The 12,421-nt window shown below is 37.7% G+C and carries 16 protein-coding genes; 9 read left to right on the forward strand and 7 right to left on the reverse strand.

Features of this window, described 5'->3' with window-relative positions; all coding sequences use genetic code 11:
* The first annotated feature begins 5 nt into the window (after positions 1-5).
* Positions 6-1,151, forward strand: a complete 1,146-nt coding sequence (locus tag FJU10_RS07065; protein WP_140965499.1) for an ABC transporter permease — start codon at positions 6-8, stop codon at positions 1,149-1,151.
* Positions 1,138-2,310, forward strand: coding sequence for an ABC transporter permease (locus FJU10_RS07070; RefSeq protein ID WP_140965501.1), 1,173 nt, complete (start codon positions 1,138-1,140; stop codon positions 2,308-2,310). Before FJU10_RS07065 ends, FJU10_RS07070 begins: the two co-directional genes overlap by 14 nt.
* A 54-nt stretch (positions 2,311-2,364) precedes the next feature.
* Here FJU10_RS07070 and FJU10_RS07075 read toward each other — a convergent pair whose 3' ends face one another.
* Positions 2,365-3,336, reverse strand: a complete 972-nt coding sequence (locus FJU10_RS07075; RefSeq protein ID WP_077452497.1) for a diacylglycerol/lipid kinase family protein — start codon at positions 3,334-3,336, stop codon at positions 2,365-2,367.
* A 652-nt stretch (positions 3,337-3,988) separates the two neighbouring features.
* On the opposite strand from FJU10_RS07075, the gene bsh reads away from it, so the two are divergent.
* On the forward strand, positions 3,989-4,963 hold the full coding sequence (bsh, locus tag FJU10_RS07080) for a choloylglycine hydrolase (protein WP_140965503.1): 975 nt from the start codon (positions 3,989-3,991) through the stop codon (positions 4,961-4,963).
* 59 nt (positions 4,964-5,022) lie between these two features.
* Here the strand turns inward: bsh and FJU10_RS07085 are convergent, their stop codons facing one another.
* Positions 5,023-5,550: an FUSC family protein gene (locus FJU10_RS07085; RefSeq protein WP_140965504.1), complete on the reverse strand. Its 528-nt coding sequence runs from the start codon at positions 5,548-5,550 to the stop codon at positions 5,023-5,025.
* A 340-nt stretch (positions 5,551-5,890) separates the two neighbouring features.
* Here FJU10_RS07085 and FJU10_RS19810 point away from each other — a divergent pair, with 340 nt between their 5' ends.
* Entirely contained in the window at positions 5,891-6,589 is a 699-nt protein-coding gene (locus tag FJU10_RS19810; RefSeq protein ID WP_140965505.1) for an Ig domain-containing protein, read from the forward strand.
* A 674-nt stretch (positions 6,590-7,263) separates the two neighbouring features.
* Here the strand turns inward: FJU10_RS19810 and FJU10_RS07095 are convergent.
* Positions 7,264-8,214: a tyrosine-type recombinase/integrase gene (locus FJU10_RS07095; RefSeq protein WP_140965506.1), complete on the reverse strand. Its 951-nt coding sequence runs from the start codon at positions 8,212-8,214 to the stop codon at positions 7,264-7,266.
* On the opposite strand from FJU10_RS07095, the gene FJU10_RS07100 reads away from it, so the two are divergent.
* The 5 genes from FJU10_RS07100 to FJU10_RS19310 are packed head-to-tail and all read left to right on the forward strand — an operon-like array spanning position 8,213 to position 9,553.
* Positions 8,213-8,482 carry a phage holin family protein gene (locus FJU10_RS07100; RefSeq protein WP_140965507.1) on the forward strand — a complete coding sequence of 90 codons (270 nt, stop codon included), beginning with the start codon at positions 8,213-8,215 and terminating at the stop codon, positions 8,480-8,482. The two genes, FJU10_RS07095 and FJU10_RS07100, sit on opposite strands and share 2 nt — an antisense overlap.
* A gap of 36 nt (positions 8,483-8,518) precedes the next feature.
* Positions 8,519-8,770 carry a hypothetical protein gene (locus tag FJU10_RS07105; RefSeq protein WP_140965508.1) on the forward strand — a complete coding sequence of 84 codons (252 nt, stop codon included), beginning with the start codon at positions 8,519-8,521 and terminating at the stop codon, positions 8,768-8,770.
* Between the two features lie 2 nt (positions 8,771-8,772).
* Positions 8,773-9,000, forward strand: coding sequence for a hypothetical protein (locus FJU10_RS19300; RefSeq protein ID WP_223272986.1), 228 nt, complete (start codon positions 8,773-8,775; stop codon positions 8,998-9,000).
* Positions 8,969-9,220, forward strand: coding sequence for an N-acetylmuramoyl-L-alanine amidase (locus tag FJU10_RS19305; protein WP_223272987.1), 252 nt, complete (start codon positions 8,969-8,971; stop codon positions 9,218-9,220). The genes FJU10_RS19300 and FJU10_RS19305 overlap by 32 nt, the downstream gene beginning before the upstream one ends.
* Positions 9,221-9,226: 6 nt before the next feature.
* Entirely contained in the window at positions 9,227-9,553 is a 327-nt protein-coding gene (locus FJU10_RS19310; protein WP_223272988.1) for a DUF5776 domain-containing protein, read from the forward strand.
* Positions 9,554-9,934: 381 nt separating this feature from the next.
* Here FJU10_RS19310 and FJU10_RS07115 read toward each other — a convergent pair whose 3' ends face one another.
* From FJU10_RS07115 to FJU10_RS07130, 4 genes are all read right to left on the reverse strand, one after another.
* Positions 9,935-10,531, reverse strand: a complete 597-nt coding sequence (locus FJU10_RS07115) for a hypothetical protein (RefSeq protein ID WP_008377778.1) — start codon at positions 10,529-10,531, stop codon at positions 9,935-9,937.
* 349 nt (positions 10,532-10,880) lie between these two features.
* Positions 10,881-11,060, reverse strand: coding sequence for a hypothetical protein (locus tag FJU10_RS19015; protein WP_189372254.1), 180 nt, complete (start codon positions 11,058-11,060; stop codon positions 10,881-10,883).
* Between the two features lie 298 nt (positions 11,061-11,358).
* Positions 11,359-11,649: a DUF5960 family protein gene (locus FJU10_RS07125; protein ID WP_140965512.1), complete on the reverse strand. Its 291-nt coding sequence runs from the start codon at positions 11,647-11,649 to the stop codon at positions 11,359-11,361.
* Positions 11,650-11,776: 127 nt separating this feature from the next.
* Positions 11,777-12,211 carry a DUF4352 domain-containing protein gene (locus FJU10_RS07130; RefSeq protein ID WP_223272989.1) on the reverse strand — a complete coding sequence of 145 codons (435 nt, stop codon included), beginning with the start codon at positions 12,209-12,211 and terminating at the stop codon, positions 11,777-11,779.
* Positions 12,212-12,421 lie beyond the last annotated feature (210 nt).

Here is a 12,421-nt window from a genome sequence, read left to right on the forward strand (position 1 = left end):
AAACCATGTTTTGGCATTTTTACAAATACCGCACAAAGGTGTTGTTGCGAAATAAATCGATGCTGTTTTGGACGTTGGCGTTTCCCATTCTCTTAGGCCTAATGTTTATGGCGGCCTTTGGGGAGATCGATCAAGCGGGAAATTTAGAGACAATCACGACGGGGATCGTAAAAACCGGGGACCAAATAGCGCTTACGGAAAATTTTTCCACCGTCCTTGAACAAGTGGAAATCAATGAAAAACCATTATTTGCACTCGAGGAATTACAAGAAACAGAGGCAGTTGAAAAGCTGACTGCCGGTGAATTAGCTGGATATTTCCTGATTGACGACAAAACCATTTCTCTGCATGTGGGCCAAGCGGGCATGAGTCAGACGTTGATGAAAAATGTAATGGATCAATTTTTACAACGTACAGCGATCATTTCTAGTAAAGCAGCAGAACTTGAAACGCTTGATCTTGCACCTATTATGGCCGCATTTGAACAGGAGGCGACTTTTCAAGAAGTGAATGCAGATCGTGACATGAGTGTCAAAAGTTTTTATTTCTTTACCTTGATCGGGATGGCGATCCTCTATGGGACGATGTGGGGTGTCCGTAATGTCCAGGATCAGCAAGCCAATCAATCCGCGAATGGTATTCGGCTTTCCTTGATACCAAGAAAACGGACATTGGTTTCAAGTGCGAATTTAGCGGCGAGTTTTACGATTGTGTTAGTAGAAGTCTACATTATTTTAGCGGTGTTTCGTTTTGTCTATCAAGTAGACTTTGGCGATCGTTGGCAATGGTTACTACTGGTTGCCGCATTAGGATCATTGTGTGCGATTTTGCTAGGGACATTGATTGGAAATCTGACGCCAAAAATGAATTTGGTGCAAAAAGATGGCATTTTGGTCTCCGTTACAATGGCAATGAGCTTTTTTGCTGGGATGATGGGCTCGGAACAAATCAAGTATTGGCTTGATCTACATGTGCCGATACTGGGGCAAGTAAATCCCGTCAATTTGATCAGTGAAAGTCTTTATCAATTGTATTACTATACAGATTTGAGTAGCTTTTATACCAATCTTTTCTGGTTGACTGGCTTTATCGTCCTTTTGTCAATTGGAAATGCTTGGATCGAAAGAGGGGTGCGCTATGACGCTTTATAAAACGATTTGGACTTTGCTGAAGGCAAATAAGTCGAACTTACTAATTGGAGTATTGATCACAGTTGGTGTCACGTTCTTTTATGCGCAAAGCATCGACGTCGAAAACACCTCTTTACAAGAAGCCAACATTGCTTTGATCAGTGAGGAGGAGTCGCCAGTCGTTGATGGTCTTCGGGAGTACTTGAAGGAAAAGCAAACCTTGGTTGCTTTAGAGGGGACCTCACAAAAAGAAATTGACGATGCCCTTTATTTTAATCGTGTAAACATTGTCTTGCATTTGCCAGCTGATTTCTCCAAACAAGTGGAGGCTGGCCAGATGCCAACGATCGAGATTCAAAGCCGGCCAGATGCTTTTTCTAAAACCATTGTCACCCAGCAAGTGAACACGTTCTTACAGACGCTTTTACTTTTTCAAGAAGAAGGCAAAACAGTCAGTGAGGCGATAGAAGAAACACAAACAGCGCTAGCCGTCACAGGGCAAGTTGAGCTCAGTACAGAATATAGTCAACGAATGAAAAAAATGTTAACAGGCATGACCTTTAACTTATTGTCATATGGCCTCTTTCTATCAATATTTAGCGGGTTTGGTGTGATCAATCTGGCCTTTAACCGCCAAGAAATCAGCAAGCGAAACCAGAGTGCGCCTCTTCCAAAGCGGATGCTACAGCGGAAAATCCTGTTAAGCTTAATCAGTTACTCGCTGCTTTTAACCTTCGGCTTTTTATTACTGATGGTGTTACTAGTGATTCGCACATCCTGGGATACAGCAGCTTGGTACCACATTTTGAACACGTTTTTGTTTTTACTACCTGTCATCAGCTTCTCGGCTTGTGTCACCTCTCTTGTGAAAAATTCAGAAGCGATCGGCGGTATCAGCAATATCTTTATAACCGGAAGCTGTTTTATCGGTGGGGTCTTTGTGTCCGCGAACTTTCTGCCGGATATCGTCAATAAAATCGCGGCATTCACGCCAACCTATTGGTTTGTTCAAAACAATACCTTGATCAGTGAGACCCTCACGTATAATCAAAGGTTCACTGAATCCTTCTGGTTCAATGGCTTTGTCTTGGTAACATTTGCAGCAGTATTTTCAATGATCCACTTTATTTTGGGAAGAGAAAAAAGCCGTCGTTGGCAGTACAACTCGGCGAAAAATTAATAATCTAACGTATAGAAAAACGATACAAATCAGCAGCGATTTGTATCGTTTTCTTTATGGGCACCAAAATAATTGACTAGCTGTTGTAAAAGTAATATCAAAGGGACGTTGGCCCATTTCCTCACCGTCTTCTTGTCCATGTTGGGGCACGGTAGAGATAATTCTCAGCTTCGACGTGGAAAGATGGTGAAAGTAACGTGAATTCATGTGTTTCTTTCGCATCAGTAAACCGATCAGCCAGAAAATCTTAAAAATCGATACACGCTCGACAAGAACAAAATCAAACTTTTTCTCTTTGACCGAAGCGGTTGGGGCGATCGCAACACCGCCGCCAAAGTAAGGATGGTTGGTCGTAGTGCATAGAAAAGCTTTCTTATAACTGAATTGTTGCCCATTACACTCAACTAAGATCGGGAAGCCTTTTTGGCGAAACAAAACCCGAATAATTGCAGCGATATAGGAAAAGGAGCCGAGGTTAAACTTATTCAGACTACTTTTTGCCACAGAGTGATTGGTGGTGTAGACGATTGCCGCATCAAGGCCAATACCGACATTGTTAAGCGCAATGCCGCTTTCCTCCTGGATCTGCTCATCATAGTGGATAATGGCCAATTCTTGGGGCTTAGTAGTACCCGCAATTTTCCAAAATGCTTTTTCCGGTTCCCGCGGCAACTCGATACTTCGCGCAAAATCGTTTCCTGAGCCAGCGGGGATGTAAGCAACGGGGATTTGTTGTTGTTCAAGTTGTAACTCTGATACTACTTGGTGCAGCGTTCCATCTCCCCCGATAACGACCAGCAATGGATATAGCATTTCGCCATTTTCTAAATAAACATCGTCCCAAGGCAAAAGGCGTTCTTTTAAGAGTTTTCGGGTGATGTTTCGTTCGTCGCCGGGCGATTTTGTTAAATAGAGTTGATGGGGGAAACGATGCTTGTTTACGATTTTTTGCACACGCTCCGCCGCTTTTTTCCCCCTTCCACTGCCTGAGGCAGGGTTTACGAGGAAGTGATAATAATAGTTCATTTTATGAATAGCTCCATATCGTTTTTTCGTTCAATGCGTTTAATTATAGCATGTTTCGAAAGAAGGCGGGGAGACGATGCCTGAAAAAAGAGCAAAAAAATAGATTCGACGATTGTGCTTTCTGGGTTTTCAAAGGTTCTTATGTCCACTTTGATCCTCAGGTAACGATGCCCATCGCCGAATCCTATTCAATTAGTAAGGAGTAACTCAAATTCCCACATCCTTTGTCTTTTATTCTAAGTTGACAACAATTCTTTTCTTGCAGAACCTGCTTCGTCTGCTTTACTGGGAATCCTTGCTCCTTACACTTATAGTATAGCACATTTTTTATATTGGGCAATCGCTTACATTGTTTTGTTGTTGCCTTTTAGAGAAATTTAAATAGTTTAATGAAAGGTAAAGGAAAAAGGGTGGAGATTATGATCATCGCCGCTTTTGAACGGCTCTTCTAAAGGATTTGTAATCAAAGTGAATTTGCGAGAAGGTAGGCTAACTAAAGAATACTAGATTGAAATTGCCTTATATACAGTACATTAAAATGATTTTAAATCATTTAATTGTATTTTCATTATTATTTATTGCTTTTTCCTTGTTAAAAAAAGCGATAGGAGTAAATTAGTAGTGTAAAAAACTTATTTTAGGAGGAAGTATTATGTGTACTGCGTTAACTTATGTAACGAAAGATCATTATTTGGGCAGAAATTTTGATTATGATGTTTCTTATAAAGAAGTAGTGACCATTACTCCGAGAAATTATTCATTCAAATTTCGCAAAGTAAGTGAAATAGATCACCATTACGCAATGATTGGGATTGCTGCTGGTGTCGCTGAGTATCCACTGTATTATGATGCGGTCAATGAAAAAGGTTTAGGTATCGCTGGATTGAATTTTCCAGAAAATGCTTTCTACAATGAATTTCAAGAAGGAAAAGAGAATGTTACGCCTTTTGAGTTCATTCCATGGCTTTTAGGACAATGCGCTACTGTTGAAGAGGTAAAAGGGTTATTAGCCAATGTCAATCTCGTTCGGATCAATTTTAGTGAAGATTTGCCTCTATCGCCTTTGCATTGGATGATTGCTGATAAAAAAAGTGCCATCGTTGTGGAAAGTATGAGTGATGGCCTTCATATTCATGAAAATCCGGTGGGAGTTTTGACAAATAATCCGCCATTTGACTATCAATTGTTCAATTTGAATAACTACCGTGTGTTATCATCGAAAACTCCGGAAACTCATTTTTCTGACAAGCTGGATTTTGATGAATATAGTCGTGGAATGGGAGGCTTAGGGCTGCCAGGAGATCTTTCTTCGATGTCTCGCTTTGTCAAAGTAGCTTTTACCCGATTGAATTCCGTTTCTGGAGAATCTGAATCCGAAAGCATTAGTCAGTTCTTCCATATTTTAGGTTCGGTTGAGCAACAAAAAGGACTTTGTGACATAGGCAATGAGCGCTATGAGTACACGATTTATACTTCTTGCTGCAATACAGATAAAGGAATCTATTACTATCGTACGTATGAAAATAGTCAAATCGTTGCAGTTGATATGAATAAAGAAGATTTGGAAGGTAATGCACCGATTTCTTATCCATTAATTGAAGACCAACAAGTTCTTTTCAGTAACTGATCCAATCTTAAAAAAACCATCTCAAAGCTGTTTTGAGATGGTTTTTTTCTTTTCCATTTTTAAAATAAATCACTCTCATTTGTTGTCGTCTTCGTCCCTGCGGTACTTTTATTCGGAAATGGAAAAAAGCGATTCACCAATATCGCAATCGTCATGCCGATAAAACTATCAACAATCCGATTAAAAGCATACAAGTAAGATTCAGTTTGAGGAATCATAAATAAAATCGTCAATAGTGTGGCACAAGCACCAACTGTTCCCTCGGAATAATCAAATTTGACCAGTAAAGCGATCATCAACATGATCACTAAAGGGATCGCAATCATTTGTATAAAGGACGAATGTCCGAAAAAGTTAAAAATTGCTATACAAAACACGGAGGCAATTGCGCCAAAGCTATTACCTGCAATCCGATGTTTCCCGTATTTGACGGTGTTTTCATGATCTTCTCTTAATGTGAAAACAGCTGTGATCGTCGATACGACGTAGGTTTCTCGATTCAAAAGAAAACTGATCAAAATACAGAGGAATACACTGATTCCCGTTTTTACATTTCTTAAGCCAAAGGTCAATCCAAATAAGTTCAATCATGTCATCCTTCCAAAATAAATTTCAACGAATTAGATTATACCACATTGCAGGCGGTCATTCGTTTCGATTCTCAGAAAAACGAACACTGACTTTTCTTCGTAAGTCAAGATGCACCTTCTATCAGTAGTTGAATAGCTAGTTTGATGCTAAGCATTTTTCAACTTCGAGTTTGAAGTAATACAATAATTGGAACGCCCTCTAGAAGTGTTGATTTTACGCTTTACCCAGCAGTTCATTTTCTAAGTGAGTTGAAATGATGAAAAATTATTTATTGCTTATAAATAGATTGTTTTTTAACAATATTATTGGCATAATCAAAAATAAGGAGGGGTTAAAATGAAAAAAGTTTCTATACTATTGGTGCTATTGCTTGGCTTCGTTGTTTTTCCGATGACAGTTTTTGCTGCATCTTCACCAAGTGTGAGCTATCAAACAAATGTCCAGTCTCAAGGGTGGCAATCATGGAAAACAAATGGTCAGACGTCAGGGACCATAGGGAAAGCAAAGCGACTTGAAGCAATCAAGATAAAAATTACTAATGAAAAATACAAAGGGAATATTGAATATAAAACCTCCATTCAGAAACAAGGATGGGAAAAATCGTATAGAAAAAATGGGACTCTGTCTGGTACAAGTGGAAAAGGGCAACGGTTGGAGGCGATCCAAATCAAACTCACCGGTGAGATCGCTAAGTATTACGATGTCTATTATCGAGTCAATGCACAACAATTTGGCTGGATGGGGTGGGCGAAAAACGGGCAGTCTTCAGGAACGTCCGGCTTTGGCTTTCAACTGGAAGCAATCCAGGTCAAACTGGTGAAAAAAGGTGGGAAAGCACCTGGAACGACGAATGATGCATTTCGAGATGGATTAAAAAAGTACGTAGACAAACAAGGCAAAGGGTTGATCAAAGGGTCCAAGCAAAAGATTTACCACATACCGGGTAGTCAATACTATAAAAAAACGACAAGTCCGATTCGTATGTTCAAGACGGAAGTGGAAGCGTACAAAGCGGGCTTTCGACCAGCTAAATAGAGGTGTGGCAGGCATTCGCTGAGTAAACATCTATGAGAAATTGCTTTACCAAAAAAGTTACGAGGCAACGAGAAGAAAGCTATTTTTGATCAAAAAGTAACTGAATCGTCTGATTCATTCTAAACATCCCTTTCCATTAATGAAAAGGGATGTTTTACGTATTCAAGATGATTACTGTGCGTAGATCAGGCGGATCTTATTAACCTTCCATCACGAGATCCGTCTTCATTTAGCGAGGTTCCAACATAAAGCCACCATCTTCATCGTTTATTTCTTCGGTAGGCGTAAAAATAATATTTTTGCCATCTCTTTCAAGGGTAAAGATTGAATCACAAGCCATTAGGAAATCTGACGATGGATGACTCATTGATCGTCGAATAGGGCTAGAAAATGAAAGCTGCGAAGTGTTTCTTTGAATCAACGAATGAAGGAATAGAGGGAGCAATTCCATCTGCATAAATTTTTGTCAGGTGAATTCGAGATGATTTGATGATTTAATGCCCAGTTTAACATTGATATATGGCTATTAATGTGTATAATAAGTACTTGTGCGAAGCGCACCGCGGTTCATCAACTAAAACGTTTAAATTCGATTAAAACCCTTCAAACCAACATAACAATCACCTTTTTATCATTTTCATCCACAAAACATCCACATGGAAATAAAATATATTTTAGAAATAACGTTCATACATAGATATAGCTTCAGTTTCCATTTTCTTAGAAATAGGAAGATACACGTTTGCGATCATATTTATCGAAGAGTGTCCTAAACGTTCCGATACATATTTAATGTTTGACCCACTTTCAAGTAAATGTACTGCATGAGAATGTCTTAGTGCATGAGGCGAGAGACGAGGTAGCTCGGCTAAATCGCACATTTTATAAAAGTAGGTTCTATAATTCGACTGCTTGATAAAGTTCCCGCGTTCATCTGCAAAAATATACTCTTGATTAGCTATGTTTCTGGATGAAGCGAGGGCTAGCTCGTTTTTCTTGATTTTGAAATTCTTCAATAATTCGATTAAGTATCTGTCAATTACAATTGTTCTATAGCTTGATTGAGTTTTTGGAGGGTTTATATAGTCAGTTTTTCCCTCGCGATACAAAGTTTTGTTTATTTCTATTTTATTTCTGTTCCAATCATCCCATTTTAATGCAGAAGCTTCTCCCAGTCTCAAACCAGTTCGCGATAATAGTATAGATAATACAAAATACAGGTAGTCCATGAAATCATTTTCTTCCGCGTGACTTTTGCTGATGTCTAAAAAATAGACTAAATCATCTTTTTCAAAGAATTTTATCTCTTTTTTATATTTGTGTAATTTAGGATACTTTATGCTTTTCATCGGATTGGATTCTAAGAGCTGATATTCTACAACAGCATCTTCGAGCGCGCTATTGAATGGGGCAACATAGGATTTGACAGAGTCTACATTTAAGTGATCACAAAGTTCGTTAATCCATGTTATACATTCAAGTCTTTTGATTTCAGTAAGTTTGTAAAACTCGAATCGTGGAAGAATGTATAAGCGAATAGATTTTTTTATTCTATATAAAGTTGACTGTTTGACAGTCCGTGCTTTTAGATCGATCCACATCTTTAAATAGTCGCCCACAAGCATGGATTTATCAGTAGTAACAGAAAACTTTGTACCAGTGATTGTGATTGCGTGTTTAGTAGTTGGTTATATTATCAAGACTACACCTGTTTTAACCAATAAGGTGAATGATTACATTCCATTGATTGTCGGCTTACTAGGAGCAATTCTAGGGCTTGTCATGAATGGTTTTGCGGTTGAATCAATCGTTTACGGCGCTGTTAGTGGATTAGCATCTACAGGCTTGCATCAATCATTTACCAGAATTATTAGTCAAGGAGCAGCTGAATAAGCTGTTTTTTTTTATAAAAAATTTGGAGGGATAACCATGAGAAACAAAGCAAAATTTATTGAAGACTTTGAATCAGTAGCCCAGCCAGAAATTATCGAAGCTGTACATCCGATACAAGACGCGGCACACACGATGAATCAGCTCGAGGAATCAGAATATCATTTGACTGTTAAGTTTACGAGAGATAGCCAAGATAAGACCTTTCAATTTGAAGTAAAGAAACGTGAAAAAACGGATGACTCTTCTGAAGAAATTGATGATTACTTTTACATCGGAAAGGGGGAGTAAACATGGTCAAATATAATAATTCAACCTCTCATAGAGGGCATAATGCGATTGTACCTGGCGCATCTGGTTGCGGTTTGAAAGAACACGAAGTTGCTCAAAAGATTCATGACAAATTTCGAGCAGCAACTAAAGCCGTAGATGCTACTGATGATGTGGGTACAACCGCTAACGATAATCTCTACAATATCGTTCGAAAAAATGAATTCAGTTGGAAAATCCTTCCATGTTAGCCATCACCTAAATGCTTTTAATGGGAGTGCGAATGATTTTGAAGTGTGGTACTTCGCTGGGAATGAAGAAGCTCGTAAACTGGCACAAGCTATTTGTGATGCAGTATATAAAGTTACTGGCTGGGTTAATCGTGGAGCGAAGGCTACTACATCCTTATATGTGATTCGAGCATCTGAAGGATCAGCAATCTTGATTGAATGGGGCTTTATGGACAGTTAAAAAGATATGGATATCATGGCCAAGAAAATGGACGATGCAGTTAATGCTGCATTGGATGTTATGGGATACAAATCATCTTCGAATGGAGGCGTAGCAAAAGTGACAAACAAAAAAACATATATTCAAAATGCAAGACGTGTAGAAGTGATTCGAGAAAGTGGAGATCAAGAGTACACGGATTTAGAATCTACTAATATGCGTGGTAACTACTATCCGAAGGGCAGCAAGCTTCTGGTGAAAGAGGTTGTGAAGCATGGCAACATTACACGTCTTCTTTTAGAATCTGGTGGGTATTTTACAGCTAATGAAGCTTACGTGAAGAAACTCAGATAAACACAAACCCCCCTTACTCGTTTGAGTAGGGGCTTTGTACATAAACTCAGATAAATTATATAGGGGAATCAACTTCTGCCTAAATTACGTTAAAAGTTTTTCTTTTTTTCATTATAAAAGAGAAAAATTCCAAAAAGTACAATGAACGATTTTGGACTTAATATATCGTTGAATAGAAAGTGCGAGAAAGTAAAATTACCAGAAATTAAAGAAACAATCAAAATTATTAGGACATAATACAAGAGCATTTTTGAGATAAACATTATAGTTTGCTTTTTAGTCATATTAAATTCCTCCCTCACACAAATTTACATGATAATATTTTTCTGATTAAAATACTATTTTATGAGAAAAATAAATTGTCTTGAACATTCAGATAATTTATTTTTTAGTAAATTTGTGAACAGAATCATAGCTCCCTATTAATTTCTTTCTTGCTGAATCTGAGTAAGCTTTAACATTCTCTTTTACATATAAGTTTTTCGAATCAGTATCTTTATAAGTAGTAATTGTTAAGTAGACAGTAGCTTTGGGTTTAAATTTTAGGTCTAATTTTGAAAGGAAATAAGCCCCCACAGCCCCTGCAAATTCCCCAGCCTTCATCACACCTTTAAGAACTATACCACCAAAGTAAATTGTTGCTATCCCAAATATGGTGTTGCCTAGATTAGCAACGAATGCATTGTCGAACTTGGTGTCAGTTTTTCTACTATCGATTTGTTTCCAATTCCAGCCGCCATCAGCTACGACAGCTCTAGTAGAAATAGTAGATGAGTTTGAGTCTTTAATATATAAAACACCATCTTCGTATTTGGCTGCTTCTTCTTTTGTCACAGACTCAGTAGTTTGCGGTATAGTTGAATTAGGTATTGAAATTTCATCGGATGACACAACTTTAGTAGGTAATACGATATTTATTAATAGACAAACTACAAAGCCAATAACCAAAAGATTAAATACTTTTTTACTTTTTAACATATTCTGATGCTCCGTTCTATTAAAATTAAGATACTTTACGTGTCAAAATTGTCAATGTTTTAACATAATCAGGCCTTCGTCACCCACCTGTAGAGATTGGATGACTTCTACTTAAATGATGTTAAAGCTAAGCAGTTGAAATCGGTTCAATAAATCTTGTATTGGAGATACATCTTTCACATTCAACTGTGTTTTCTTTCCAGCTTGATCACTATTCAAATAAGCAACTGCTTTAGGGCGGACGTTTCATCTGCTTTTACCTCCGACGTTCAAAAAAAAGCAAATACAGCAAGAGCAAATACCGATAACAACAACGCTAGTTTTCTTTTCATTCTACATTCTTCCTTGTTTATTTAAAGAACAAAACATACAAAATAAATAGGACAACAATAACTCCAAAATAAATTAAAGTATCAGTCCATTTTGTACCGATATTAGGATCTCCTGCAGGCATACCAGTATCTATTCTTCGATTTTTTTCGATGGTAGAGAAAACATCGTTTTCTTTTTTCTTTTCTTTACCCTTCATAAAAACTCTCCTCGTAATATGCCAAGTAGTATCAATAGGAATTATCAGAATTATACAACAACTCAACAGGGATGTAAAATGGTAACAGACTTTTTTTAGACTGTAATATGATTTAATTACAAAAAGACACGTCCTAGCACAACCGGTTTCTAATGTAGAATTTCTTATAGCGACATAAAACTCGACACATTCTGAGCCGCACAAAGCTTCCTGAGATTTAGAAATCGAGTTCGGGAATTCATTTATAAAATCAGAAAGAGATAGGTAGCCTTGTTCATATTGAGTAATAAGATTCATATCAATTGCCACCTGGTTTATACTTTGTGTTAGGGTCGTATTTTCTAAGAATCTTGTCTTGAGTCCTAACGTGATCGAACAGATAATTTTCACCGTCTATTTTAAATACAAAAGCCAACTCTTCAGAATAATGACTATAGCTGATGGGTACAGTGAAATAGGGTTTTCCAAAGTTCTCCATCGTCCGAACAAACTGATCGTAAAGCAAGTGGGCTGGCCCCATTCCTTCTATAAACTCGTAGTAATATCTTTCCAATGCGTAAGTTCTTTGATGCGCTAACGGTATTTGCATATCATTCACTCCTTGCAAGAATTACACGAACAGAAAATAAAAAAAGCTCCCAACCAAATAAGGTAGGAGCAATTTTACGATTTTATTCAATTCAAACAACCGTATTTTAAGGTCTGTCATTCATCGATTATTTAGTCAAATCGAATGTGACATCAAAATCTTTATAATTATCCTCGTCATAATTTTCGATGTCGTAGCTAGCAGACCATTTCAATCGAATATTAGACACATTGCTAACATCTTCTATTTTAGGTACTGAAAATGTCACAATTCCTTCTTTTGTTACACCGCTTAAGATTTCTCCACCAATACTATCACTTAAAAACATTTCAGCTTCGATTTGCTGACCTTCCACAACCATTGTTGCTTGGTCTGGATAAGTATCAAAATCCATGTCCGAATTGTTGGTAATTTCGAAATATACTTGAACAGCGTATTTATTTTCTAGACCTTGCATTTCAATCTCATCATCGGATAGTTCTACAATCACCACTTTATTGATGTTCGTGGTCAGTCCATTCCAATCTTCTGAAAAATTCGCTGAATATTCGGCACGGTCCACAGTAGCGCTATTGCTTTCTATGGTGCTGCTTTCTGTAGTATTTTCAGCAGAAGATTCAACAATTGATTCGGTTTGAGCAGTGGCAGAACCTTGAGCAACTGTTTTCTCACCTTCGGGACTTGAGCAAGCCGATAAAAATAATAAATTGATACCAATAAAAACACCAAAATAAACTTTTTTTATGTTTGCTATAAGCTCCTCTTCTTTTTT

The sequence above is a fragment of the Enterococcus sp. OL5 genome, from assembly GCF_006491895.1.
Classification (GTDB): domain Bacteria; phylum Bacillota; class Bacilli; order Lactobacillales; family Enterococcaceae; genus Enterococcus_D; species Enterococcus_D innesii.